Below are 26,093 nucleotides of genomic sequence, written 5' to 3' on the forward strand. Positions count from 1 at the left end.
CATGTCCGCCGCGCGCGGACTTTACCCCCGGACACCGGTGCTGTACCCCCCGGGCTGACGACGCGACCGAGGGGAACGGACCGCACCACCCCACAAACCGCAGCCGCTGAGACTAGATCGGCCACCCGAGGGACTGGCGCTAGTTTCCCTGAGGTTGCCGAGGCCCGCCGGAGGCCCGGCCCTTCACCACAGCCCTTGACCTTGACCTTGCTGTTGATCTTGCCTGTGCTCTTGATCTTGCCTGTGCCCTTGCTCTGACTTGCTGGAGTTGAAGAGGCCTGAGGTGCGGCGGGGTCGTGAACGCGAAAACCGGCAGCCAAGTCACAGACCCGCCGACCCGAACCCCGAACCGGCACAACTATGACCGAAGGCCGTAAAAGGCATTTAAAACCCACAACCCAACCGCAACCCGGCCCGCAAACTCCAGTCCCCACCAAAGAAAGAATCCGAACCCCAAACAGCCCATAGCAGCACCCGAATCCTCGCGCGCCCCTCCTGCGCGCCCTCCCACGCACCCCTCCCACGCACAGCGCCTAAAACAGCGCCTAAAACAGCGTCGGCATGTCGTAGACCAGCGGCCGCCGCCGCTCCGCCGTCCGCACCCCGCTCATCCCTCCCGCGTCAGCGAGTGCCGTATGCCGCCCGGCAAGCAGCCGTGTGTCCAGCAGCACCTGCGCACCGTCCTCAATCGTCACAAACACGTGCTTGCCGATCACCGAGCGCACCTCGCCGCTCAGACTCCCGCTGTCTTCCAGCGCCTCGACCTCGTGGTATGTCGCCGGGGCGCCGTCGCCGAGTCCGAAGAACTGCGTGTTGTCGACCAGCGGGCCGTCGGGGATGGTGTCGAGGGTGTGGTCGGCGAGCATTCGCAGGGCTTTGATCCGCCCCTCTGTCAGCGCGGAGTGGAGCCCGTCGCTCTCCGGCAGGCCCCACCAGGCCTCGACCTTCGCCCGCGATCGGTAGCGCTCCTTGGCCATGCCGGAGGCCGAGACCGTGAGTTCGGCGCGGCGGGCGGCCGGGAGGGTGCCGGTGGCGATCACCGTGTAGCCGATGGCGCCTTGTTCCAGGAGGCGGGCCACGCCGCGCTGCACGCCGGTGATGCCCACCTTCAGCATTCCCGGGGCGAACCAGGCCAGGTAGAGCTGGTAGGGGCGGCCGTCGTCGGTGATGCGGTCGCGGGCGATGGCCAGGCCGTGGTCGCGGTTCTGGCACGCCGGGCACTGTGCGAGGGTTGACGCGCCGTCGATTTCGGCGTCCTCGGCACAGGCGGTGCGGCCGGTGCCGGGGGCGGTCCAGCCGACGCAGCGGCGGCGGCCGGACCAGGACAGTGCGAGGCGCGTGGCCGGAGACAGGGCTTTGAGACGCAGGTCGGCGCCCTCGACGGTGGTGAGTGCGGGTCTGTCCTCGAACCAGCTCAAGCCGGTGCACAAGCGGTCGGGCGCGGGGCTCGGCGCGGGGACTGAGACAGGGTTCGAAGTCGGTTCCACGGCTACCATTCTGAGCGCTGCGGGCCGTGTCGTCGTAGTCTGGTTCGCCGCGCCGCCGTGGACGCCGTCACGTTCCTCGCCATGGTCAGGAACTCTAGGGCAAGGCTCCGACAAGCTCAGCTAGCTACTCCCCCGCCTCGGCACCTTCCGACTCGCCGCGCGGCACCCGCAGCCCCTCCAACAGCACCTCGGCCATCAGCGTCGGGTTCCCGCCGGCCACGATGGCCTGGCCCATCCCGCACATCAGGGCGTCGAAGTCCTCCAGCCCCAGGTCGGCCCGGACGACGCCGGCCTCCTGGGCCCGCCTGACCATGGCCAGCTTCCGCTCGTGCAGGTCCTGCCGGTAGTACACGCACTCGTCGAGTTGGTTGTCGGCCAGCACCTGAACCTGGAACGACTCACGGAGCCCGATGTCCTGGCCCATCATCGTCGCCATGTCCCGGATGAAGTGGCGCAGGGCGCCGGCCGGGTCGCAGCCCTGGATGGTCTGCTCGGCGCGGGTGATCGTGGTCTCCACCCGGTCCTGGACCAGCTCGACGGTCAGCGCCTCCTTGGTCGGGAAGTGCCGGTAGACGGTGCCCACGCCCAGGCCGGCGCGCTGCGCGACCTCGTCCATCTGCAACGCCATGCCGTCGCAGCGGAACAGGTCGTCGGCCGCGGCGACGATCGCCTCGCGGTTGCGCCGGGCATCGGCGCGCAGGGGACGGCTCGTGGGCGGCGTCTGCGACAGGACCATGGTTGAACGGTACACCGCTTCGGCGGTAACCGGAAGATGACCTCCGGTTCCACTTGACAACCGGAGGGACGGTTCCGCTACTGTCTCAACCGTTAACCGGAACCGTAACTCACCTTCCGCTTTTAGGGGATGTCCCATGTCAGCTGCTGCACCTACCGCAGCCGCGGCCCCACCCGGCAGCCGCACCGTCAACCGCGGAGCGGCGCTGGCGCTGCTCGCGGTGACCCAGTTCGTCCTGGTCCTGGACGCCGGCATCGTCGGTGTCGCACTGCCGAGTCTGGTCAAGGGCCTGGGCTTCGCGCAGGCCGACCTGTCCTGGGTGACCAACGCCTACACCCTGATGTTCGGCGGCTTCCTGCTCCTGGGCGGGCGCCTGGCCGACTACCTGGGCCGCCGCCGCATGTTCATGGGCGGCCTGATCCTGTTCGCCGTGGCCTCACTGGCCGGCTCGCTGTCCCCGGACCCGGGCTTCCTGATCGGCGCCCGCGCGGTCCAGGGCTTCGCCGCCGCGGTGGTCTCCCCCGCCGCGCTGTCCCTGCTGCTGATCTCCTTCCCAGACAACACGACCGAGGAGAAGGCCGAGCGCAACAAGGCGCTGGGCGTCTGGGGCGCGGTGGCCGGGGCCGGCGGCGCCGTCGGCCTGATCCTGGGCGGCATGCTGACCGACTGGTTCGGCTGGCAGGCCTGCTTCTGGGTCAACGTCCCGATCGGCGTGGCCGCCGCGCTGCTCGCGCCGCGCATCCTGCCGGTGGGCGCGCCCTCCGGCGAGCGTTCCGGGTTCGACCTGGGCGGCGCCTTCACCGTCACCGCCGGTCTGGCCGGGATCGTGTTCGTGCTGGTCAACGCGCAGAAGGTGGGCTGGACCGCGCCGGAGACGCTGGGCCTGGGCGCGGTGAGCGTGCTGCTGCTGGTGGCCTTCGTGGTGATCGAGTCCCGGACCAAGCAGCCGCTGGTGCCGCTGTCGATCTTCCGGCGGCCGGTGCTGCGCGGCGCCAACGTGGCCTCGATGCTCCAGGTCATGGGCCTGATGCCGGCGTTCTTCTTCATGACCCTGTACACCCAGCAGGTCCTGGGCTACTCGCCGCTGAAGTCGGGCCTGTCGCTGGTGCCGATCGCGGTGGCGATCATGGTCGCCGCCACCGCCGCCGGACAGCTGGTGGCCAAGGTCGGCATCAAGGCCACGACCGTGGCCGGCATGGTCGTGATGGCCGCCGGCCTGCTGTGGGTCAGCGGGATGCCGGCGAGCGGGAGCTACGTCACCGACCTGCTCCTGCCGCAGATCGTGATCGGCCTGGGCGGCGGCATGGCCTGGGTCGCGCTGACCGTGGCCGGCACCGCCGGCGCCTCGGAGGCGGAGTCCGGTCTGGCCTCGGGCCTGCTGAACACCGCCCAGCAGATCGGCGGCGCGCTGGGGCTGGCGGTCCTGGCCGCGGTGGCCTCGGCCCGCACCTCGCACCTGCTCGGCACCGGCGACGGTGCGGCCCGGGCACTGTCCAGCGGCTTCGGCACGGCGCTGCTGGTCGGCGCGGGGCTGGGCCTGCTGGCGGCGCTGGCGACACTGTTCCTGCTGCCCGGCAAGAACGCGATGCCGGCGGTCGACGAGCACGCGATCGAGCTCGCCGAGGAGACCGACCACATCGCGATCCTGCCGGTGCACGAGACGGTGGCTGCGAAGTAGCACCGTGGCGGCCAAGTAGCCGGCTAAGTAGCACGGTGGTTGCGAAGTAGCACCGCCTGGACGCCCCGCGGGGCCCGGTGTCAGGGACGACCTGGCGCCGGGCCCCGCTGCCATCTGCCGACTGCCATCTGCCGACGGGCAGTAGTCGGTGGTCGCGGGTACGGTCGCATCATGTTCGCAAACACCAAGGCCTTCAGTGGTTTCTCAGTGGACAGCATCCCGGCCGCGAAACAGTTCTACGGCGAAATCCTGGGCGTCCCCGTCACCGAGGCCAACGGCATGCTGCAACTCCATGTCGGCGGCGACACCGAGATCCTGGTCTACCCCAAGGGCGCGGACCACACCCCGGCCACCTTCACCATCTTGAACTTCCCGGTCGACGACATCGAGGCCGCGGTAGCCAGCCTGAAGGAGCGCGGCATCGTCTTCGAGCAGCTGCCCGGGGTCGGCGCGGACGGCGTCAACCGGGCCGGCGGCCCGCTGATCGCGTGGTTCAAGGACCCGGCGGGGAACTGGCTGTCGGTGCTCCAGGCCTGACCCTGCCGCCCCGGCATAGCGACGGGCGCGCGGACCGCCCCCCGAGGCCGTCCGCGCGCCGTCACCGTCCCTCAATGATCGACTACTTGCCGCCCGGAATCGCGAACCACCCCGCCACGGACGCGGCGAACATCATGTCGCCGCCGACCTTCAGCTTGCCCTTCAAGAACAGCTCGACGCCGCCGGCCCCGCCGGTGACCAGGCGCAGGAACGGCACGCCGTCGGCGGTGATGGTGGCCCGCGGGTGCTCGGTGAGCTCCTTGGACGTCGTGCACACCCCGTCCTTGATGGACGCCTGGTAGGTGTCCTTGCCGCCGTCCGGACCACCGGTGATGACGAAGTGCACCGCGACGGTCTGGCCCTTGGCCTTGTCGGCCCGGAAGTGGTCGCCCATGCGGCGGAAGATCTCGTCGAGCACCTGCCCGCGCAGCGCGCCGTCGGACAGCACCTCCCGCAGCTCGGCGTCGGAGAGCTGACCGACCATCCCGGCCAGCTGGTTCGGGTCGGAGCCGGCCAGTTCGACGGGCAGTCCTGCGGTCCCGGAAGTCTCAGTCATCGCGGGTGGGTTCCCCTCTGGATCGTTACATCATTCTACGGTACGTTCAGTTGCGTCACAGTCTGATCCGGCAGCGCGGCGTCCGCAAGGGGGCAACGGCAATGAGCTTCAACCTGGAGGCGCTCGGCGTCTGGACCGAGCCGAAGCGGTTCACCGTCGAGCGCGAGCGGATCGCCGCCTACGCCGCGGCGACCAACGACCCGATCGCCGAGCACCGCTCGGGCGACCTGGCCCCGCCGGTCTTCGCGGTGGTCCCGGCCTTCGAGCCCGGCGCCGAGGCGGTGCTGGCGGTGGCCCCGCCGGAACTGCTGATGATGCTGGTGCACGGCGAGCAGGACTTCTTCTACCACCGGCCGATCGTGCCGGGCATGGAGCTGCTGACGCGCTCGGCCCCGCTGGGCATCCGGCAGACCTCGGCCGGCGTCGTGGTCGCGGTGAAGTCCGAGACTCGGACTCCCGACGACGATCTGGTCAACGAGCAGTGGATGTCCACCTTCTTCCGCGGCGCGCAGGGCGAGACCACCACCGGCGAGCAGGCTCCGGGTCACGCGCTCGCCGAAGACGTGCGCGGCACCGAGCCGGTCGGCGAGGCGAAGCAGCACGTGGACTCCGACCAGACCACCCGCTACGCCGAGCCCTCCGGCGACCACAACCCGATCCACCTGGACCCGGACTTCGCGAAGGCCGTGGGACTGCCGGGCATCATCAACCACGGCCTGTGCACGATGGCGTTCGCTTCACACGCGGTCCTCGGCCTGGCCGAAGCCGACCCTCGCAACCTGGAGCGGCTGGCCGTACGCTTCGCCCGGCCGGTGCTGCCCGGCCAGGACATCAGCACCCGGACCTGGGGCGCCGGGGGCGGGTCGTTCGTGTTCGAGACGTCGTCGGACACGGACGTGGTCGTCATCAAGGACGGCCTGGCGGCGTTCCGCTCGGCCTGAGCAACACGGCCGAGCAGCGCGGCACACGCAGCACACGCAGCGCAGAACACGCAGTTTCCCGACAAGAACCACCACCAGCCAAGGAGCGTAAATGGGAGTCCTGGACGGCAAGGTCGCGATCGTCACCGGATCGGCGCGCGGGATCGGGCGGGCCACCGCCGACCTGCTGGCCGCGCAGGGTGCCAGCGTCCTGATCAACGACCTGGACGGCGACGTCGCCGCCGAGACCGCGGCCGAGATCGCCAAGGCCCACGGCACCGACACCGCGGTCTTCGCCGGCGACCTCACCGCCGAAGGCGTCCCGGAAGCCCTGATCGCCAAGGCCGCCGACAGCTTCGGCAAGATCGACATCCTGGTCAACAACGCCGGCTACACCCTGGACAAGCCGATCCACACGATGACCGACGACTGGTTCCAGCGCATGCTGGACATCCACACCGTCGTCCCCTTCCGCACCATCCGCGCCGCCGCCCCCTACTTCCGCGACCCGGCGAAGAAGGAGCGCGAGCAGGGCATCGAGGTCTTCCGCAAGATCGTCAACGTCTCCTCCGTCTCCGGCACCATGGGCAACGCCGGCCAGGCGAACTACTCCTCGGCGAAGTCGGCGGTGGTCGGCCTGACCAAGACCCTGGCCAAGGAATGGGGCCAGTTCAAGGTCAACGTCAACGCCGTCGCCTTCGGCCACATCGAAACCCGCCTCACAGCCGCCAAGACCGACGAGAACACCATGACCATCGGCGGCGAGACCGTCCAGCTGGGCATCCCCGAAGCGATGGTCGGCGCCACCAGCTTCCTGATCCCGCTGGGACGGCCCGGCACGCCGGAGGAGGCCGCGGGTGGGGTGTTCTTCCTATGCTCGCCTTGGGCGAACTACGTTTCCGGGCAGGTGCTGAATATCACGGGTGGGCAGTGGCTCGGGATGACGTCCTGAGGGACTGAGCCGAGGACCTGAGCCAGCAACACACCGGGCCGCCTTCGGGCGGCCCTTTGGTTGTGCCGAGATCGCGGGAACCATATCCAGCGGCGGGCCGTCTCAGGGCAATGAGATCTGTCTCGAACGCTCGGGCCGCCTTCGGCGTCGCCGCGCTGGCCGCGCTCACTGCGGCGCTGGCGGCTGGATGCGCTAGTAAGCCTGCTGATTCCTCCGGCGCTGCTCCGGTCGGCAAGGGCTCCGTGAGCACAGCGGGCCCGTCACCCACCCTGCAGGGCAGCGCGCCGGTTCCTGGCGCGTCGCCGACAGCGCCGAGCGCCAGCGGTTCCACTTGGAACTCGGGGCAGCCGCCTGGGCAGAACACGCTCGATGCCGCGATCCAGATCGTCGAGCCGACGCTGAAGCAGGACTTTGCGAGCTCCTTTGCCGGCCTCGAACTTCAGCAGCCGACCGGGCCTGGGGACAAGACGCCATACGCTTTGGTTATCTACCGGATTCCGGGCTCCGGGCTCGACGCCGCGGTCCGGCACGCGCTGCCGACGACGAACGTCGTGTTCAGGGACGCCGAGTACACCGTCGTTGATGCTCAGCAGGTGTGCGACAAGATCAGTGCGGACGCCTCCTACTGGCAGTCCAAGGGGCTGCGGATCAACGAGTACGGGCCCGGGCTGGACGGCCGGGTCAATGTCGGCGTCGACGACCCGGGCAAGTGGGCGGCCACGATCGCTGCGCGCTATGGCGCGGACCGGGTCATCGTGAACAAAGTGGGACCGGCTATTGCCGACTGACCGCCGCCCGCCGCCCGCCGGCAAGATCGTCGCCGACCGTTACCCGGCCCGTCGTGTCTCCGAAGCCGCTCGTTAGGTGAGCCGAGGTCATATCTTCCGCATGAATAGCCCGCAGAGCAGTCTGTCCAGCACGTCCGCCCCATCGGTCCCTGATACCCGCCGGACGCGCCGCCGCGTGGCGCTCTCCTCCGCGGCGGTCCTCGCGCTGGCGGTGCCGCTCGGAGTGTGCGGGACCTCGGCGCAGGCTCAGGCGGACGCCGGTGCCGGTCGTCTCCTGACCGCCGGCTCCGCCTCCGGCTCCGGTTCCGCCTTCGTCGCCGGACTCGGGATGGAGCAGTGGAACACGCAGAACGTCGCACCCGGCGTGCGGGTCAGCACCGTGACGCTCCAGAACCAGGGTTCTGCTCCCTTCTGGACCGTCACCCTCGAGCAGCCCGTCACCAGCAAGGTCACCCTCGGTCCGGCCCGGGCCGAAGTGGAGTCCGAGTCCTGGGCCCGGACGACCGCCGCGCAGCTCGCCGCCCATGGCTTCACGGCGCGGGTCGAGGCGGTGCGGTGGCCCGGCTACTCGGACACGCCGCGCGGGCTGATGGGGTACCGGGTGCGGGTCGGTGAGTTCCCGAGCAGCGGTGCCGCCGCCACCGAGCTGTCGGCGATCGCCGCGGCCGGGTTCGCCGCCATCACCGAGTGGACCGGCTACGACGCGCAGACTCCGGCGGACCGGGAGAACATCCACGTCGCGGTCATCGCGCGCGGGGCCTTCCACGGCACCGTCGAGGCCACCCACGACGGGAACGTCGCCCAGCGCGCGACCACCTCGTCGGTGGCCGCCCAGCTCGGGTCGCTGGTCGGGGTCAACGGCGGGTTCTTCGTCACCTCGAACGCCGACGGGGTCCAGGGCACGCAGTCCGGGCTCGGCGCCTACGACGGACAGGTCCAGTCGCTCTCCTCCGGTGACCGGGCGGCGCTGGTCGTCAAGAACGACGGCAAGGGCGGCTACCAGATCGCCAACCTGACCAGCACCGCCTCGGTCCGCTCCGGCGCCGCGGCCTTCGCCGTCGAAGGCGTGAACCGGGTGCCGGGCATCGTGCGCGACTGCGGCCGACCCGACGCCACCCCCACGACGCACCCCGAACAGGACGTCGACTGCTACGAGACCAACGACCTGGTGCAGTTCACGCCTGAGTTCGCCGCCCCGCTGCCGACCGGCGCCGGCACCCAGGCCGTCCTCGACGCCTCCGGCAAGGTGCTCTCCGTCGGCGCCCGCGGCGGCGCGGTCCCGGCCGGCGGCACCGTGCTCCAGGGCATCGGCACCGCCGCCGCCTGGCTGAACGCCCACGCGGTCGTCGGGCAGCGGCTCAAGGTCAACGAGCGGATCATCGACAGCACCACCGGTTGCGCCGTGCGTCTGGGCCCGAATGACAGCATCGTGAGCGCGGCGCCGCGCCTGCTCCGTGACGGCCGGATCGCCATCGACGCCGCCGACGAGGGCGTCGTCGACCCGCAGGACCTGTCGTTCAACTACCAGTGGGCCAACGCCCGCCAGCCGCGGACGATCGCCGGTGTCGACGCCAGGGGCGACCTGATCCTGGTCACCGTCGACGGCCGCCTGACCGCCGGCAGCGAGGGCTTCACGCTCTATGAGGAGGCTGAGTTCATGCGCTCGCTCGGCGCCGTCCAGGCCCTGAACCTCGACGGCGGCGGCTCCACGGCGATGGCGGTCGACGGCCGGCTGGTGAACAACACCTCGGACGCCACCGGCGAGCGGCCCGTCGGCGACACGATCCAGGTGCTGCCGTAACGCCAGGTACTGCCGTAACGATCACACCCGGCACAAACACCGACCATGGCTGTCGGCGACTTCAGATAGGTTCCTGCGCAGCTGGTCAACAGACCCTGGGGAGGAACCGACATGGGGTGGATCTCCACCGCCGACCCGTCGTACGAGGTGGCCCTCGACGGCGGCAAGGTCGTGGCTCGGAACGGTGCGGGCAAGGTGCTTCGTTCGATACCCGCCAAGCTCAAGGACGACGCCGCCGTCGTCCAGCTGCGACAGCTCACCGAGTGGCTGTCGCAGCACGAGCGCGGCTGCCGGACCGAGATCGAGAAGTGGATGCTCCGGTCGCTGCCGGTGCCGGCCGCGCTGCTGGCCCGGGTGTGGCCGGACGAGGCGTGGCGGGCGGTGCTGACCGACCTGGTCGTCGCCGAGGTCGACGGCGCCGGGCACTGGGACACCGCCGAGGTCGGTTTCCTGCGGGCCGCCGACGAGCGCGGGATCGGGGTCGTCACGCTGGACGGCGACACCCGCCGGTTGGCCGCCGAGCGCGTGGCGGTGCCGCATCCGGTACTGCTGCCCGATCTCAGCGAGCTGCGGGAGTTCGCCGCCGAGTTGGATGTGACGCAGTCCTTCGACCAGCTGTTCCGGGAGACATGGGACCGGCCCGCCGATCTGCGCCCCGACGCCCGCGCGTATGACGCCTACGAAGGCGGGCGCTACGAGCAGGTCCGGCATCTGATGGGGCGTGCCACGTCGCTGGGTTACCAGGTGCGCGGCGGCGAGGCCGTCTGCCGGGTCCTGGAGGACGGCCGGACCGTCGAGGCCCGGGTCTGGTGCGGCGAGGCGTATTACGAGGGCGAGACCGAGACCGGCTCGCTCAGTTTCACCGCGGACCGGTCCTCCCTGCGGCTGCTCGATGTGGGGCCGATCGCCTGGTCCGAGGGCGTGCGGATGGCTGCGGCGCTCTACGCGGGCCGGGTCGTGAAGGACGCGGAGGAGACGAAGTGAGCACACAGATATCGACCGGCGTGGGAACGTCCACCGGCCCGGGGACATCGACCACTGCGACGTCCACCGCCGCCACCGCCGAAGCGCTGCTGGACGCCGGCGCGGTGATCCCCTGGACCGGCAAGGAAGGCGACCAGCCCGGCGAGCGCGAAGACGTGCTCCAGGCCCGCGCCTATCGCCACCCGGCGCTCACCGACCGCACCGTCGTGCGCCTGGTGCCGCGCTCGCTCGGCGAGGCCGAGGACCTGACGATGGAGTTCCTCGGCTTCGACCGGCCCGCTTCCGGTACGGACAACGCCGACGTCGCCGTCGCCGTCGCCGAGGTCGGCGTGGTCCTGCGCAAGTCGCTCGGCTTCCCGGCCTGGGCGCTGGTGCACGACCCGGCGAACGGCCACCACGCGCTGGCCCTGGTCAAGGAGATCGAGAGCCTGGGCCGGCTGGCGCGCAACAAGCCCGGCTCGGCCAAGGACGGCTTCGACGCCCTCGGCAAGCGCCTGGCCGCCGCCGTGCCGCACTTCCTGCCCTCCTACTACGAGCAGGTCGGCCGGATGTTCCTGGCGGCCGAGAACAAGACCTACGCCGCGACCATGTTCACCAAGGCCCGCGACGCCGAGCGGGCCCACGGCCTGGCCGTGGACGAGGACGTGCTGGCCGAGTCGTTCCTGGAGTTCGCGCTCAACGGCGCGCTGCCGGCGAAGGCCGTCAGCGAGTACGCCCGGGCCCTGTCGGCCCGCACCGCCGCGCCGGAGGCGTTCCGGCGCTTCCGGCTGCTGGTCACCGAGCGGACCAGCGGCGGCCTGCCGCCGTACTCGGGGCTGGCCGCGGACATGAAGCGGCTGGCCAAGGCCGCCGGGCTGGACGTCGCCGCCGAGGAGCTGAGCCTGCTGCGCGACCTGCTGGACCAGCCGGCGCTGGCCCAGGCGGCGAAGCCGTTCTGGGTCTCCTACGCGGCCGCGCTGGCCCGGCTGGCCCAGACCGACCCGGCCGTGCGCGGGAAGCTGCTCGCGATGAACCCGGCCTTCCCCGGCGCCCCGAACGCCGAGGCCGACACCTTCTGGCTGCGACTGCTCGCGGACTGCGGGGCGATCGACTCGCTGATCGCGCCGAGCGAATCAGGGTCCAATGATTCAGTGCCGGTCGAATCAGCAGCCGCCGAAGCAGCACCCACCGAATCAGCGCCCGCCGAAGCCCAGCCGGCCGACGGCGCCGCCGGCTGGCTCGGCCGCTTCGTCAAGAACCGCTCCCGCGGCTGGCGCTGGTACCGGGCCTCGACCCGGCTGCCGGAACTGCTCGACCTGGTGACCCGGATGGCACCGCGGCTGCGCGCCGAGGGCAGGCCGCTGGCGATCGTCGACCGGCGCCGCATCGACGTCGACCTGATCGACCTGTGCCTGGAGCTGGGCCTGCCGGTCACCGGTACCGACGCCAGCGCCAACACGACCGCCAACACCAGCACCGGCACCGGCACCAACAACCAGCCCGCCTGGCACTTCGACATCGGCGACTGGCTCGACGCCGCCGACACCCCCGACCAGCGCGACCTGTCCGCGTTCGCCGCCGACCCGGTCTTCGGCCCGGCCCTGGACCGGTCCATGGACCGGTTCGCCACCGGCTCCTCGCCCGCCGGCGGCTCCGGAAACGGCCCCATCGCCGGCCGGTTCGCCGAACTCCAGGCAGTACCGGGCCTGCTGATCGGCGTCCGGCGCTGGCTGGACCGGCGCGCCACGGAGGTCGGCGAAGACGGCCTGTCCCCGTTGCACGACGCGCTGCGCCAGATCCGCCGTGCGCTCTCGGCCAAGACCGCGGCGGTCAACCCGGAAGCGCTCCAGAAGGTCGCGGCGTTCGACGTCGCCCCGCTGCTGGCCGAAGCTCTGCGCTTCGGGATCCTTGACGAGTACTCGTGGCCCGCGCTGGACGCGGCCTGCGCCAAGCTGACCGGCGACGGCTCCGAGCTCCCCTCGGCCGGCGGCGAAGCCTTCGAGATCTTCACCCAGTGGCCGTATTTGGTGGTGAAGAAGGGCGTGGAGATCGCCGTCGTCGACGGCACCGGGACGGTCCTGGAACACACGGCGTCGATCCCGACCGGCACGCGGCTGTGGAACTCCACCATCCGTTTCGCCGACGGCCAGCTGCTCCTGATGTGGTACAGCTACGGCAGCTCCAGCGGCGCCTACTGGTCCGGCAGCCCGCTGCGGAAGCTGGACCGGGCCACGTTCGGAGGCTACGTCTACGACCAGTTCTCCTCGATGGAGGTACCCGGGCACGGCCGCTCGGCCGGCGACCGCCCGCTGCGGGCCGGCGACACCGAACTGCACGAGTCGGCGGACGTCTTCTCGGACGGGACGACCTACTGGCGCCGGGGTCAGGCCGCTCGTGACGACTGGCAGGAGTTCGATCCGGCCACCGGCACCGTCGGCCGCACCAGCATGCCGTCCTTCTTCGAGGACGCTCTGCCCTCCGGCCGCTCCCTCCAGCGGAACCTGTGCTGGATCCGCCCCACGGCGCCGGGTACCCAGACCTCTCCGATGGGGACCGCGAACGGCGTGCTCGGGTGGCGTGCCCATCAGGGCTCTGACGGAACGATCGTCGGCGAGGCCGTGGACGGCCGCTCGGTCCGCCTCACCCCGGCCGGCCGCGGCCAGCTGCCCGTCGCCCTGGTCTCGTTCCCCGGCGGCGACGCGCCCAGAGCCCTGACCACGCCCGGGAATCAGAACCAGGCGCAGCTGACGTACCTCACCCTCACAGACACCTCCCGCACCACCGCGGTCGGCGGAGCCCGCCGGATCGCCGACCTGCAGGTCGGACTGCGGGCTCCGAAATTCGCCAAGGGGACCTGGTGTGTCCCGCCGCTCGGCTTCTGGGACTACCTGGTCCCGCGGGACGAGGCCGGGTCCCGGTTCCTGCGGGCCCTGGACGCCGAGCGAGCCAGGGCCCTGATGGACGCTGCGAAGCAGGCCCTGCACGACGCCACAACCGAGGGGGCCACGACCAAGGAGGCCACACCCGAGGAGGCCACACCCGAGGAGTCCACCACCGAGAAGGCCACCACCAGGATCGCCGCGGTCGCCGAGGCGGTCAAGGCCGCGCTGCCCGGCATCACGCATCCGAACCTGGTCCTCGGCATCGCCGGTTACGTCCTGGAGGCGGTCGAGCGCGAGGCCGACATCGCGCGGATCAGCGAGACGCTGGACGGCACCGCGCAGGACGAGACCGAGGCCGATCCCGTCGATCCGCGCCTGACCCGTCCGCAGTGGAACGACACGCTCCAGGACGTCACCACGGGCCTGGTCATCATCGGCTCCTCCTCCTACGGACAGGCCCCGCCACCGCCCGGCGTCGCCCTGTCCTGGCTGGTCTCGGCGTTCCACGGCCGGGACATCAGCAAGCAGTGGCGGGACGGCGAGAAGGTCCGGCAGGCCGTCGAGCTGCTGGCGGCGCTGCCGGGTCTGGCCTACCGGGCCGCCTCGCCGATGTCCGCCGAGCCGGTCCGCCGGACGCTGACCGAGCTGGTCCAGGCCGTCGCCGCCTCGGGCCTGCTGGAGCACGGCTCGGCGCTCCGGGGCCTGCGGGTGGTGCGGCTGGACGGCGACTTCGAGAAGAAGAAGGCGACCACCGGGAAGGTGCTGCGCACCGCCGACGGCTGCATCGTGTTCTGCGACACCGGCAGCGAATGGGACGGCCTGAAGCACACCAGCTTCTGGCGCGGCGTCCAGCTCACCGGCGCCGACACGTTCGAGGCGGTGGCCGACGGCTGGGCGGTCTCCGGGCAGACGCCGATCCCGCAGTGGCCGCAGGGGTTGCTGGAGCAGGTCGCCGGGCTGCTCGCGACCGGCCCGATCGCCTGGGACCCGGCGGCCGTCGGGCAACTGGCCGCGGCGACCGGGATGACCTCCGCCGAGGCGTCGCTGGCCCTGGCCGGGCTCCCCGGCGTCATCTCCTACGGAGCGGGGAAGCTGGACACCGAGACCCGTAACCGGCTCGGCCTCAAACCGGCTCAGGCGAAGGCCGCACTCAACCGCTTCGACCGGTTCCCGGTGGCGACCTCCGCCGAACTGCTGGGCGCGCTGGCCGGCCCCGGAGTCGCGGGACTGTGGGAGCGCGGGCCCGACATCGAGGCCGCCGCGGTCTGGTGGACCGCGAAGTTCGGCAAGCGGGTCGCGGTCTCCGAGGAACTGCTCACCGAGGCGCACGCGGCGCTCAAACCGCGGTACACCTGGCAGGCCCGGCTGCCGGTCGCCGACATCCTGCAAGGGGTCGCCGGTATCGAGTCGTGGGAGCTGCTGCAAACCCCCGGCGTGGCCGGCACCCCCGGCATGCCCTCCGGACTGGACGCGCTCGCCATCTCCGACATCGTCCGGGCCCTGCTGTGGCTGGCCTACCGGCTGCCCTACGGCGATCCGCTGCGCGGCGCGCTCCCGGGCGCCACTGAGCTGCTGCGGACCCGGTTCCGCGACCCGGCGACCCGGCTGACCGGCGGCTACTTCCAGGGCGCGGCGAAGATCGAGGCCGCACTCGGGGTGAAGGCTGTCCCGGACCCGGAAGCGAAGGACGGGCTCAAGATCGGCCCGTTCCGGGCGACGAAGTCCCGAGAGGGCTGGCTCAGCACCCTGGTGGTGCCCGGGGAACTGAGCGGCCCCGATGATCCGGCGGTGGAACTGGTGCTGACCGCCGGGTCCGGGGCCGACGCGGTCCCGGTGATCCGGACGTTGCTCAGCGAAGCGCTCGACGCCTTGATGGTGGTTCCCGAGGCCGCAGAGCCCTATCCGGCGCAGGATCCGACCCGGTCGGTGCCGGATCTGGTCACCGGGGCGGCAGCGCGCCTGAAGCTGTCGCAGGATGCTGCCGCACTGTATTTGATGGTGCTCGCGCTGCCGGATCCGACCGACCGCGACACCGCCGCCTGGACCGGCTGGAAGCCGGCCCGGCTGAAGGCCGCGCGCGCCGAGCTCGGCGCGTCGCCGCTGGTGGTGACCGGATCGCGGCCGCGGGCCGGCCGGACGCTGTTCCTGCCCGGCGGCTGGCTGGCGCTCAAGACCCCGGTCCTGCCGGTCGAGGCCTGGAAGTCCCGGTGGCTCGGCATCGACGCTCAGGGGCTGCCGGCGCTGAACACCACCATGCCCCGGCTCCCGGTCCCGGACCTGTACGCGGCCGCCTGGCAGCGGGTGCTGGACGGCGACCCGCCGCGGCTCGAAGAGTTGACGACCGGCCGGAGGCGTTGAGGGACATGGGGATCGGAAGCACATCGATGGACACTGAGAACGGTACGGACGCCGAGCGCGGCGCCGCCAGGCAGATCGAGCCGGCGGAATCGGTCCACGCCGCCGAGCTGCGCTTCCTGGCCGCGTACGACACCGGGCCGCGCCCGCCCGGCTGGCGGCTGACGCCGCGCGCCGTGGTGCTGTTCGTCTGCGGAAGCCAAGGCGTGGTGCTGGAGCTGCCCGACGGCGCGGCGGCGCCGGGCCAGGCGGCGGGCTCGGATCCGGTGCGGAAGATGGAGGTCTCCGGCAAGTTCGTCGGCGACCGCGACCTCATCGAGCGCTGCGTCGTCACGCTGGCCGGGGAGCGCGCTCTGATGCTGGTCGGCGAGCCGGGCACGGCCAAGTCGATGCTCAGCGAACTGCTCGCGGCGGGGGTCAGCGGGGACAGCACCCGGGTGGTCCAGGGCACCGCCGGGACCACCGAGGACCACCTGCGCTACGGCTGGAACTACGCGCTGTTGCTGGCCAAGGGTCCGACCGGGGAGGCCCTGGTGCCCTCGCCGGTGATGGCGGCGATGCGCGGCGGCGGGGTGGCCCGGATCGAGGAGGTCACACGCTGCCTGCCGGAGGTCCAGGACGCGCTGGTGTCGATCCTGTCCGACCGGCGGATCGCGGTGCCCGAGCTCTCGGGGTCCTCCGACGGCGCCGTCTACGCGGCGCCGGGCTTCACCGTCATCGCGACCGCGAACCTGCGGGACCGCGGCGTGTCGGAGATGTCGGCGGCCCTGAAGCGCCGGTTCAACTTCGAGACCATCGGCCCGATCGCCGACCCGGACGCCGAGATCGGGCTGGTCCGCCGGCAGGCGCACGGCGCGCTGGCCAAGGTCACCGGCCAGACCGCCTTCGGCGTGGACGACGCGGTGCTCGGCGTCCTGGTGACGGCCTTCAGGGACCTGCGATCGGGCCGCTCGGCCGAGGGCTGGGAGATCGAGCGGCCCTCGACGGTGATGTCCACCGCCGAGGCGGTCGCGGTGGCGACGTCGCTGGCGTTGGCCGCCGCGTACTTCCCCGGCGACCGGGACGTGCTCTCGCTGGTGCCGGGGCACCTGCTCGGCGTCGTTCGCAAGGACGACCCGGCGGACGCCGACCGGCTGCTCGGGTACTGGGACTCGGCGGTGCGGCGGCGGGCTCAGGACGGTGCCCGGACCTGGCAGCGGATGTGGGAACTGCGCGATGTCCTCAAGGGCTGAGGCTTCCTCGGGGGCGCAGGCGCCGGTGGTCTCGGTGGCCGCCGAGACCGCGGGCCCCGACGAGGCGGTCGACGCCCTGGCCGGGTCCCTGGATCCGTACCTGATCGGTGTCCGGCACCACTCCCCCGCCATCGCCTCGGCGATCGGCGCGATGCTCGACGCGGCGGCCCCGCGGGTGCTGCTCATCGAGCTGCCGACCGAGGCGGCGGCATGGCTGCCGTGGCTGGCCGACCCGGCGACCCGGGCGCCGGTCGCGCTGGCCGGGAAGCAGGACAGCGGCCTGGCGTTCTACCCGTTCGCGGACTTCTCCCCGGAGCTGGCCGCGATCCGGTGGGCGGCGCGCGCCGGCGTCGAGGTGGTGCCGTTCGACCTGCCGCTGGCCGACGAAGGGTGGTCCGCGACCGGGACTGGCACCCGGGCCGGGGCGCCCACCCTGGCCGAGGCGATGAAGGCGGCGGCGAGCGGCCGTCCCGACGACGACCTGTGGGACCGCCTGGTCGAGGCCCGGGCGCCGGGCAACGGCGCGGAGCGGATCCGGCGCGCGGCGCTGGCGATCGGCTGGAGCTTCCGGCACGACGCGGCGCGCGCCGGGGCCGTCGAGGAGCGGGATCTGCGGCGTGAGCAGTGGATGCGGGACTGCCTGGCCGCGCACGCCGGGCGGCGGGTCGCGGTGGTGGCGGGATCGTTCCACATCCCGGCCCTGACCGGCGCCGCGGCGACGGCATCTCAGACTCAGTCCGCTGAGAAGGTGCGTGAGGCCCTGGCGTCCGTCACGACCTCGGCGATGTCCCTGGTCCCCTACGCGTTCCCGCTCCTGGACGAGCGCTCCGGCTACCCCTCCGGCATCCGCGACCCGGCCTGGCAGCAGGCGGTCTTCGAGGCCGGCGGGGACGCCGACGCCGTCGAGGCCGCCCTGGCCGCGAAGACCGTCGCGGTCTGCCGGCACCTGCGCGCCGCCGGGCATCCGGCGGGTCCGGCCGAGGCGGCGCAGGTGGTCCGGCTGGCGGTCGACCTCGCCCGGCTGCGCGGCCTGCCCGCGCCGGCCCGCGGCGAGCTCGTGGAATCGCTGCAATCGGTGCTGGCCCAGGGCGAGACCCTGGGCCGGGGCCGGATGGTCGCCGCCGCGATGTCCGCCGTGCTCGTCGGGCAGGGCCGCGGCCGGGTCGCGCCGTCGGCTCCCCGGTCCGGGCTCCGGCCGGCGGTCGTGGAGTTGCTGGAGGAGCTCAGGCTTCCCGGGCCGGACGAGACCGCCAAGGACCAGCGCGACCTGCGCCTTGACCCGCTGCGCTCGCCGCTGGACCGGCGCCGCGAGATCACCCTTCGCAGGCTGCTGACGTGCGGCGTCGGGTACGCCGAGCCGGCCGACGTCGGCACCCCAGACGGCGCCCCGGCCCTGACCCGGCGCTGGCGGGCGTCGTGGTCGCCGACCGTCGAGGCGAACCTGGACCTGCTGACGATCCACGGGGTCACGCTCGACCAGGCCACCGAGGGCCGGCTGCGGCAGGTACTGCGCGGCCAGGCCGAGGCCGGCGGCCCGACGCCCGGGGAGACAGTCGCCGGACTCAACGCGGCCGCCGAGTGCGGGCTCCCGGCGCTCGCCGGCGAGCGGCTGCGCGCGGTGGCCGGGGAGCTGGTCCCGTCCGCGTCGCTGCCGGAACTGCTCGCCGCCGCCGACACTGTCGACGCGATCCGGTTCGGCCACATTGCCGGGATCGGTCCGGCGGATCTGGCCTGTGCCCCCGACCTGCCGGAGCTGTCAGCCACGCTCGACACCGCCGCGGTCGGCCGGTTGGACGGCATGCGCGGCAGCGACGACGCCGGCGAGGCGCGCACGATCGCCGCGCTGGCGATGCGTGCCTGGCGCGTCGGCGGGGAGCTGCGCCTGGACGCGGCACTGCGCGCGTTGGAAGCCGAGGGCTCGCCCCTGATCTCCGGCGCCGCGGCCGGTGCCAGGGCCCTGATCGGCACGCTGTCGGGCGAGCGGCTGGGCCGGCGCGCGGCGGGCTGGCTGGACGCCGCGACCGACGCCGAATCGCGCACCGCGCTCCGCCGCCGGCTCGTCGGGCTGCTGACGGCCGCCGAACCGCTGGTCGGCTCGGACCCGGAGATCCTCGGCGCGCTGGCGGACCGGATCGAATCGCTGCCGGACCAGGATTTCCTGTCCCGGCTCCCCGCGCTGCGCGGCGGCTTCGCCGCGGTCTCACCGGCCGCCCGCGATCGGCTGCTGGCGGCCGTCGAGCAGCGGATCGGGCAGGCGGTGCGGGATTGGGGGGCGACCCAGGCCGGCCCGGAGGCGCTGCTCGCCGCGACGCTCGCCGATCGGGCTGGACAGGCGGCGCTCGCGGCTGCGGGGATGGTCATCGCCGATCCCGGACCGGCCCCGGCGCGGGCATCGCAGGCTGCTGATTCCGTGAGCCCCAGCACCATCACGGCCGACCCGACGGCGCCGACCACAACGACGACGCCATCGACCACACCGGCCGAGCCGCCGACCACCACCCCGGCATCAACACTCTCCGCATCAACACTGTCCGCATCAACACTGTCCGCGCCAACCCGCTGGCGCCTGCTCCTGGGCCGCGACCGGCAAGCCCTGCCGCCCTCCGGCCTGCGCTACGCCACCGCCCTGGACGAGCTCTACGGCCAGGACCAAGGCGAAGGCGCGGCCCACGGCCACGATGCCCGGCCCGGCGCCGGCGCCGGAAACGAGCGCCCCTACCCCTCGGTCCGCGAGTGGTCCGAGGACCTGGCCGACCTGTTCGGGGTCAGCGTCCGGGAAGAAGTCCTCGGCCAGGCGGCCGCGGCCGGGCGGCTGGACGCCGTCGCCGAGCTCGATCCGGCCGCCGTGCGGCCCTCGGTCGAGTTGCTGCGCCAGGTCCTGAGTCTGGCCGGCGGGCTGCCGGAGAGCGCCGTGGCGCGGTTGCGGCCGCTGGTCAAACGGATCGTGGAGCAGCTGGCCGCCGAGCTGGCGCACCGGCTGCGCCCGGCACTGACCGGGCTGACCTCGCCGCTGCCGACGAACCGGCCGTCCGGGGCGCTCGACCTGCCCCGGACGATCCGCGCGAACCTGGCGACGGCCCGGCGCGCGCCGGACGCGACGGTGACGCTGCTGCCCGAGCGGCCCGTCTTCCACACCCGCGCGCGCCGGCAGAGCGACTGGCGGATCATCCTCGTGGTCGACGTGTCGGGATCGATGGAGTCCTCGGTGATCTGGTCGGCGCTGACCGCCTCCGTCTTCGCCGCGCTGCCCGCGCTGACGACGCACTTCCTCGCGTTCTCCACTGAGGTCGTGGACCTCACCGACCGGGCCGCCGACCCGCTGTCGCTGCTGATGGAGGTCCGGGTCGGCGGCGGCACGCACATCGCGACCGGGTTGGCGGCGGCGCGCCCGCTGGTCACGGTCCCGACCCGGACCATGGTGGTCCTGATCAGCGACTTCGAGGACGGGGCGCCGCTGGGCACCCTGCTGGCCGAGGTCCGGGCGCTGGCCGAGGCCGGCTGCACGCTGCTGGGCTGCGCCAGCCTGGACGACGACGGCCGGCCCCGCTACAGCACCGGGACAGCCGGGGCGCTGGTCTCGGCCGGTATGCCCGTGGCCGCGCTGAGCCCGACGGAACTGGCCGCGTGGGTCGGGGAACAGGTGCGGTCGCGATGAACGAGCAGGATCTGCCCCCGGTCGCCGCTCCGGTGCTGGCCGACGCCATCGACGCCCTGTCGCCGAGGCTGCGCAAGCGGCTGGACGCCATGGTCGGCAAGGCGGCGGCCTGGGAGGCCACCGCGGATCAGGCCACGAACACGGTCACGGTGACAGTAGACGAGGACACGCGCGTCGTGCTGACCGTCCGCGACGGCGCGGTCCGGGCCGCGGACGACGCCGTGTGCTCGTGCCTGCTCGCTCCGGCCTGTCTGCATCGCGCGGCGGTGCTCGGGCTGGCCCCGGTGTCGGAAGCGCCGGAGGACCCGGGCCCGCCCGAAAGTCCCGAAGCCCCCGAAAGTCCCTCAGCCGAAGAAGCACCGGACGAACCCGCGGCGCTGAGTCCCGACCAGCAAGCCGCCGTCGAAGCCCTGCGCGCCGCGGCGGCCGAGCTCCTCGACACCGGCCTGGTCGGTGCGGGTCTGGCCACCGAGGCCACACTGCGCCGCGCGGTCCACACCGCGCGGGCGGCCGGGCTCCACCTTCCGGCGGCGATCGGCAACCGGGTGGCGGCCCAGCTGCGCGGATATCGCGGCCGGGCCCAGGACCACAGCCTGCCCGCCTACGCCGACGAACTCCGTGCCCTGATGGCGACGCTCCACGCCCTGTCCACGAGCACTGATCCGGCTACCCTGCAGGCCCTGCGCGGCACCGCCCGCAGACACCACGAGAAACAGGGCGGCCTGCGCCTGGTCGGGGTGTTCAGCGAGCCGGTGATCGCCGGCTCGGGGATGGCCGGCGTCGTCACCTGCGTGGTCGACACCGACGGCGGGGCCTGGTCCGTCCCGGCCGTGACGCCGGGCGGTCCGGCGCAGGTACAAAACGCCTACGACGGTCCGGTCGGCCTCGGCGGGGCGGCGCTGAGCCATCGGGAACTGGTCCGCGACGGCGTGATCGTCAGCGGGGCCGCGGCCTCGGCGGACGGCAGCCTGAGCCACGGCGCGGGGGTGCGCGCGGTGCGGGCGTCCGGCGCGTCGTGGTGGGACGGGCCGATCAACGCCCGCTTCGCCGAGCCGATCGGCGAGCAGTTGGAACGCGTCCTCACCGGCCTCGCGCCCCGCATCGGCGACGACCTGCTGTTCGTGACAGCGACAATCCTCGGCGCCGACGCCGCGGCCACCGGGCCCGGGACCAAACCCGGCGACGTCCCGGTCCGCCTCGGCGACCGGTTCGCCGTCCTGCGCGGCGCCTCCGACCACAAGGCCCTCGCCTACGCGGACAACCTCCGGATCCTGAGCCAGGCGACCGGTCTGCGGATCCGTCTGATCGCCCGCCTGGACCCGGAACGGCCCGGCGTCGTCTTGCCGATCGCCGTGTCCCCGGACCCGACGCAGAGCATCCTGCGTTTGCCGGAGGCCTGGCAGGGACGCGTCTGTCTGGGCGTCGACCGCCTGCACAGCTCGATGATCACCCCCGGCGACGACACCCCCGACCGGGCCGCCCAACTCCCGCCGCGCCCGACCGACGCCACGGCGGCCATCCCGCTGCACCACCTCCGGACAGCCATCGAGCGGACCGCCGCCGGTGGCCGCCGCGCCGCCCGCCTGGCCTCGGTCCACGACGACGCCCGGCGGCTCGCCGCGGCCGGCATGCCGCACGCGGCGGCCGTCCTGACCCACCTCGCGACGACAGCAGCGGCCCCGGACCGGGACGCCTACGGCCGCGCCGTCCCCGAGACCGTCGGGGTGTTCGCCCAGGCCTGGCTCGGCGCCGCCTTGTTCGCGTCCGCGGCTGCGGCACACCTGGCCGTCACGGCTTGGGGATGCCGGGAGGAGTAGCTCCTCAGCAAGACGCCGCGCCCACCGGTGAAGATCGGCGGGCGCGGCGTCTTACGGCTTTACTCAACTGCTGTTGCTTACCTGCTGTTGCTTACCTGCTCTTACTGAACTGCTGCTACTGAACTGTGTAGTGATACGGGAAGGCAGCGAGCTCGTCACCGGTCGGCGAGGGCCCGTTGTTGCTCAGCGCCGATGCGTCGTCCAGATACACGACGCCCGAGACCGCCGTCCCCGGCACCTGGCTCGGAGTCACCGTCAGCGTCACCGTGGCCTGCCCGCCGGGCTGCACGATCACCGGGGTGAAGGCCGCGCCCGGGTTCACCCCGGCCTGCCACAGATCACCGGTGCTGGAGACCGCGTCGGCGTTGAAGGCCTGGCTCACGGCCGTCATGGACAGCGTCGCGGTGGAGTTCGCCGTACCGGTCGTGGCGCCGAAAGCGCCGCTCGGCTGCGGAATCAGATCCCAGTCGCCCTGCGTCACGCTCTCCCCGGTGTGCGGAGGCTGGTAGCCGGCGAACGCGTTGTTGCCGACGGCCGTGGAGCCGACGTCCGGATCGCCGTTGAACGGTGAGCTGTCGAACTGGATCGGAGCGGTCGACACAGCCGCCATCGACAGCTGGCTGGTCTGCGTCGGCACGATCCACTGCGGCGCGGGCGTGGTGCCCGCCAGCGGCAACGTCAGGTTCGCGGTGGGCGTCGTCGAGGCCAGCGGCATGGTGACGTACTGGTCCAGCCGCGAGTCCAGGAAGTAGGACTCGATGCCCTGCGAGGTGTTGTGGACGGTGAAGCTCATGGTCACCGGCTTGCCGTGGGCGAAGACCCCGCCCTGCGGGACGCCGGTCGCGGTGGCCCCGAGCCCGTGGAAGTCGACCTCCCCGGTGAAGGGGGTGTCCAGGGCGTCGCCGCTGACCGGGTTGGTGAAGGTGACGATGATCGTCCACTGGCCGGCCCGCGGTTTCAGCACACTGAGTTGCGTACCCGGACTCGCGACGGTCGTTTGAGTGCTCCCGCTCCCCTCAGGCGTCAGGTTCGACGCCCGGGCCGGGTTCTGCCCGTCGGGCGAGACCAGGTAGACGTAGTAGGGGTCGGTCCGGTGGTCGGCCAGCGCGGTGCGGACGTCCAGCGCCGGCTTGCCCGCCGGGACGTTCACGACGAAGAACTCGCTCTGCGCCGGGACCTGGCCGCGACCGTTGCCGCCCTGGATGTCGGAGGCGAAGACGCCGCCGCCGGCCACGGCGACCTCGGAGCGCAGCGTCATCGGGATCGAGCTACGACCGGACTGCGGCGAGCTGACCGTGAGCGAAGCGCTCAGGTCGCCGGCGCGCGCCGGGGTCTTCGCGCTCACGGCGATGTTCGTGCTCTGACCCGGCCGCAGCGTCACCGTGGACGGGCTCACCTGGCCGAAGGGCACGAACCGGGCCACCGCGGCGTTGAAGAGCACCTTCCCGGTGTATCCGGCGGTACCGGCGAAGTCGGAGATCACCGCGGTCCAGGTGCCGGGGACCGGGTTGTGCACGTCCACATGACCGTGGTTGCCGTTGCCGTTCGGCAGGCTGTTGGCGGTGAGCTCGCCGCTCGGGTCGAGCAGCACCAGGTTCACCGCGGGCTGCCCGGTGCCCGGCCAGGCTATGTTCGAGTCCAGCCGGTCCTGGCCCGGCGGGACCTGGAAGGTCACCTTGAGGTAGTTGTTCGCGGCTCCGGACTGATCCACGTAGGTGGAGCCGCCGTTCGCCAGCTGCACGGTGCGGTTCGCGACGTCGACGCTCGGGCTGAGCGTGCGGCCGCCGAGGCTGACCGTCTGCGTGCTGGTGCCGGTGTTCGTCAGGCTGGTGCTGAAGTGCTGCACGCTACCGGGCGCCGCGGTGGCGTCGAACTGGTCGGCGCTCATGACCAGGGTGTTGCCGGTGGCCTGGCCGGCGCCGTCCGGGGTGCGCACCGACTTGGCCGCCTGGACCGCGCGGTAGGCGTCCACGAGTCCGGATCCCTGCTCGGACCCGACCACGTCGAGGTCGTCCGCGGTGCTCTCGATCAGCTGGTCCACCAGCGCCGGGGTCGGGCTGGCCCCGGCGTGGCCGGCGCGGTAGGCCTGGATGACGAGCGCTGCGACGCCCGCCACGAGCGGACCGGCCTCGCTGGTCCCGCCCTCCTGCAACACCGGGCTCGGCTTGCCCAGGGTGTTCGTACAGTTCGGCGCGGCGGCCTTGTCCGCGGTGCAGATCATCCAGTCCAGGTCGCCGGGCGCCACGACCGAGATGCTGCGGCCCTGCTCGGTGGCTCCGCCGGAAGACAGGGAGCTGATGTTGTCGCTGACGTAGCCCGTCGCGCCGATGTTGTCGAAGCCCACGGTGTCGGACTGCGCGTAGGAGCGGAAGGTGGTGGACGCCCCCACCGCGATGATGCCGGGCTGCGAGGCCGGCGACCAGATCGTGTTCTGGTCCCCGGCGTCATAGGAGGGCACCGTGATGGTGACGCCGGCCGCCATCGCCGCCGCGTTGGCGGCCTTGATCAGGTCGGCGCTGGTGTCCGGCATCGGGAAGCTGCCGGCCTCCTCGTTCAGGACGTTGACGTGGTCGACGCTGACGGCGTGGTCGATGGCCTCCAGGAACGCCGAGGTGGTGGTGTAGTCGTTCTCGCCGTAGACCTTGTAGGCGTCCAGCGTCACGCCCGGGGCGACGCCCTCCAGGCGGATGAGGCACGGCTTGCCCAGCGCCGAGGCCGTGTAGTCCTGCAGGTTGTACACGTGGTCGCCCTGCGCGGCGATCATGCCGTCGTCGAGCAGCGACTCGATCTCGTTGCCGCCGTTGACGTCCCCGCCCTCGCCGGTGAAGTCCTGGTAGTCGGAGATGACGTGCGAGCCGTCGGGCCGGATCAGGTCCGGGGTGTTGACGTCCATCTCGGCGGCGATGTCGCCGACGGTGACCCCGGCGCCGGTGAAGCCGAGCGAGCGCGCGGTCTTCGCGCCGGGCACGTCGGAGTCCGCCTTGACGGCCTCGGTCGCCTCCGGATTCAGCTGCACCCCGCCGTTCGCCGCACAGGTGCCCTGCGGAAGCGTCGCGGCCCCGGCACCGGCGCCGGACACCGACGCGGTCGGCCCGCCCTTGGCCGCGGACGGCAACCCCGGCAGCGCCGACCCGGTCCGCACCTTGATCGCGGAATCCGGAACGACCTCGGCGACGGCCGGATCGCTACGCAGCGCCTGCTCCTCAGCCGGCGAAACGGTGGCGCTCAGGGCATTGATGACGCTGAGCGGCCGAACGTTGCGCCCGCCGGCCGACTTGAGCGATCTGAGCAACGGCGCCTGCGCCGAGGCGATCGCCGCCTGCTTGACGCCGGGCGAGGCGGCGGTGTCCGGCAGGTTCGCGTACTGGTTCGCCATGACCACGATCACCGGCTGGTCCCCGGTGGCGGGCGACGCGGCGGCGGGCGGCGCAGCCGCGAACGCGGTACTCGTGGGTATCGCCGTCAGAATGAGTGCCGCCGCGCACACGGAGGTCACCGCGGCGCGTCGGCGCCGGCGTTGGAGTGGCATCTACTCTCCGATTCGGTATAAGGGCACTGCGGGTCGCGGTGCCCGGCCACCGATTCTCGCTCCCGCTCAGCGATCGCGCTAGAAGACTCATGAAAATCATGCGTTCTGACCTCGTCGGTTCTCCGGTGGGGTCAGACTGCTGTTATGCAGGGTGAGTGGACTGGTGAGCTGGTCGGGGCGGATGTGTGGGAGACCTGTCGGGAGT

The 26,093-nt window shown here is 72.3% G+C and carries 15 protein-coding genes; 11 read left to right on the forward strand and 4 right to left on the reverse strand.

Going from position 1 to position 26,093, the window contains the following annotated elements:
• Positions 1 to 545 precede the first annotated feature (545 nt).
• Together KGQ19_RS33670 and KGQ19_RS33675 are read right to left on the reverse strand one after the other, a co-directional pair.
• Positions 546 to 1,487, reverse strand: coding sequence for a DUF2797 domain-containing protein (locus KGQ19_RS33670; protein ID WP_212016820.1), 942 nt, complete (start codon positions 1,485 to 1,487; stop codon positions 546 to 548).
• A gap of 124 nt (positions 1,488 to 1,611) precedes the next feature.
• On the reverse strand, positions 1,612 to 2,223 hold the full coding sequence (locus KGQ19_RS33675; protein WP_212016822.1) for a TetR/AcrR family transcriptional regulator: 612 nt from the start codon (positions 2,221 to 2,223) through the stop codon (positions 1,612 to 1,614).
• A gap of 136 nt (positions 2,224 to 2,359) precedes the next feature.
• On the opposite strand from KGQ19_RS33675, the gene KGQ19_RS33680 reads away from it, so the two are divergent.
• Positions 2,360 to 3,901, forward strand: coding sequence for an MFS transporter (locus KGQ19_RS33680; protein WP_212016824.1), 1,542 nt, complete (start codon positions 2,360 to 2,362; stop codon positions 3,899 to 3,901).
• Positions 3,902 to 4,072: 171 nt separating this feature from the next.
• Positions 4,073 to 4,438 carry a VOC family protein gene (locus KGQ19_RS33685; protein WP_212016826.1) on the forward strand — a complete coding sequence of 122 codons (366 nt, stop codon included), beginning with the start codon at positions 4,073 to 4,075 and terminating at the stop codon, positions 4,436 to 4,438.
• An 82-nt stretch (positions 4,439 to 4,520) separates the two neighbouring features.
• Here the strand turns inward: KGQ19_RS33685 and KGQ19_RS33690 are convergent, their stop codons facing one another.
• Positions 4,521 to 4,994: an SCP2 sterol-binding domain-containing protein gene (locus tag KGQ19_RS33690; protein WP_212016828.1), complete on the reverse strand. Its 474-nt coding sequence runs from the start codon at positions 4,992 to 4,994 to the stop codon at positions 4,521 to 4,523.
• A 101-nt stretch (positions 4,995 to 5,095) separates the two neighbouring features.
• Between KGQ19_RS33690 and KGQ19_RS33695 the strand changes: the two genes are divergently transcribed.
• The 9 genes from KGQ19_RS33695 (at position 5,096) to KGQ19_RS33735 (ending at position 22,359) form a co-directional block, all read left to right on the forward strand.
• Entirely contained in the window at positions 5,096 to 5,935 is an 840-nt protein-coding gene (locus tag KGQ19_RS33695; protein WP_212016830.1) for a MaoC/PaaZ C-terminal domain-containing protein, read from the forward strand.
• Between the two features lie 91 nt (positions 5,936 to 6,026).
• Positions 6,027 to 6,866: an SDR family NAD(P)-dependent oxidoreductase gene (locus KGQ19_RS33700; protein WP_212016832.1), complete on the forward strand. Its 840-nt coding sequence runs from the start codon at positions 6,027 to 6,029 to the stop codon at positions 6,864 to 6,866.
• Between the two features lie 110 nt (positions 6,867 to 6,976).
• Positions 6,977 to 7,654: a hypothetical protein gene (locus tag KGQ19_RS33705; RefSeq protein ID WP_212016835.1), complete on the forward strand. Its 678-nt coding sequence runs from the start codon at positions 6,977 to 6,979 to the stop codon at positions 7,652 to 7,654.
• A gap of 100 nt (positions 7,655 to 7,754) precedes the next feature.
• Positions 7,755 to 9,455 carry a phosphodiester glycosidase family protein gene (locus KGQ19_RS33710; RefSeq protein WP_212016837.1) on the forward strand — a complete coding sequence of 567 codons (1,701 nt, stop codon included), beginning with the start codon at positions 7,755 to 7,757 and terminating at the stop codon, positions 9,453 to 9,455.
• A 111-nt stretch (positions 9,456 to 9,566) separates the two neighbouring features.
• A complete protein-coding gene (locus KGQ19_RS33715; protein WP_212016839.1) occupies positions 9,567 to 10,439 on the forward strand; it encodes a DUF4132 domain-containing protein in 873 nt (290 codons plus the stop codon).
• On the forward strand, positions 10,436 to 15,658 hold the full coding sequence (locus tag KGQ19_RS33720) for a hypothetical protein (protein ID WP_212016841.1): 5,223 nt from the start codon (positions 10,436 to 10,438) through the stop codon (positions 15,656 to 15,658). The genes KGQ19_RS33715 and KGQ19_RS33720 overlap by 4 nt, the downstream gene beginning before the upstream one ends.
• A 26-nt stretch (positions 15,659 to 15,684) precedes the next feature.
• Positions 15,685 to 16,887, forward strand: coding sequence for an AAA family ATPase (locus KGQ19_RS33725; protein ID WP_212016844.1), 1,203 nt, complete (start codon positions 15,685 to 15,687; stop codon positions 16,885 to 16,887).
• Positions 16,871 to 20,542, forward strand: a complete 3,672-nt coding sequence (locus tag KGQ19_RS33730; protein WP_212016846.1) for a DUF5682 family protein — start codon at positions 16,871 to 16,873, stop codon at positions 20,540 to 20,542. The genes KGQ19_RS33725 and KGQ19_RS33730 overlap by 17 nt, the downstream gene beginning before the upstream one ends.
• Entirely contained in the window at positions 20,539 to 22,359 is a 1,821-nt protein-coding gene (locus KGQ19_RS33735) for a hypothetical protein (RefSeq protein ID WP_212016848.1), read from the forward strand. Before KGQ19_RS33730 ends, KGQ19_RS33735 begins: the two co-directional genes overlap by 4 nt.
• A gap of 115 nt (positions 22,360 to 22,474) precedes the next feature.
• On the opposite strand, the gene KGQ19_RS33740 is transcribed toward KGQ19_RS33735, so the two are convergent.
• Entirely contained in the window at positions 22,475 to 25,888 is a 3,414-nt protein-coding gene (locus KGQ19_RS33740; protein ID WP_212016850.1) for a S8/S53 family peptidase, read from the reverse strand.
• Between the last annotated feature and the right edge of the window lie 205 nt (positions 25,889 to 26,093).

This window comes from Catenulispora pinistramenti (genome assembly GCF_018274385.1).
In the GTDB taxonomy this organism is placed as follows: Bacteria; Actinomycetota; Actinomycetes; order Streptomycetales; family Catenulisporaceae; genus Catenulispora; species Catenulispora pinistramenti.

Bases quoted from the DNA above. Each gene is read 5' to 3' on its own strand.
- KGQ19_RS33735 (WP_212016848.1), top strand. From the start codon at position 20,539: ATGAACGAGCAGGATCTGCCCCCGGTCGCCGCTCCGGTGCTGGCCGAC.
- KGQ19_RS33685 (WP_212016826.1), top strand. From the start codon at position 4,073: ATGTTCGCAAACACCAAGGCCTTCAGTGGTTTCTCAGTGGACAGCATC.
- KGQ19_RS33710 (WP_212016837.1), top strand. From the start codon at position 7,755: ATGAATAGCCCGCAGAGCAGTCTGTCCAGCACGTCCGCCCCATCGGTC.
- KGQ19_RS33695 (WP_212016830.1), top strand. From the start codon at position 5,096: ATGAGCTTCAACCTGGAGGCGCTCGGCGTCTGGACCGAGCCGAAGCGG.
- KGQ19_RS33705 (WP_212016835.1), top strand. From the start codon at position 6,977: ATGAGATCTGTCTCGAACGCTCGGGCCGCCTTCGGCGTCGCCGCGCTG.
- KGQ19_RS33715 (WP_212016839.1), top strand. From the start codon at position 9,567: ATGGGGTGGATCTCCACCGCCGACCCGTCGTACGAGGTGGCCCTCGAC.
- KGQ19_RS33680 (WP_212016824.1), top strand. From the start codon at position 2,360: ATGTCAGCTGCTGCACCTACCGCAGCCGCGGCCCCACCCGGCAGCCGC.
- KGQ19_RS33740 (WP_212016850.1), bottom strand. From the start codon at position 25,888: ATGCCACTCCAACGCCGGCGCCGACGCGCCGCGGTGACCTCCGTGTGC.
- KGQ19_RS33675 (WP_212016822.1), bottom strand. From the start codon at position 2,223: ATGGTCCTGTCGCAGACGCCGCCCACGAGCCGTCCCCTGCGCGCCGAT.
- KGQ19_RS33690 (WP_212016828.1), bottom strand. From the start codon at position 4,994: ATGACTGAGACTTCCGGGACCGCAGGACTGCCCGTCGAACTGGCCGGC.
- KGQ19_RS33700 (WP_212016832.1), top strand. From the start codon at position 6,027: ATGGGAGTCCTGGACGGCAAGGTCGCGATCGTCACCGGATCGGCGCGC.
- KGQ19_RS33730 (WP_212016846.1), top strand. From the start codon at position 16,871: ATGTCCTCAAGGGCTGAGGCTTCCTCGGGGGCGCAGGCGCCGGTGGTC.
- KGQ19_RS33725 (WP_212016844.1), top strand. From the start codon at position 15,685: ATGGACACTGAGAACGGTACGGACGCCGAGCGCGGCGCCGCCAGGCAG.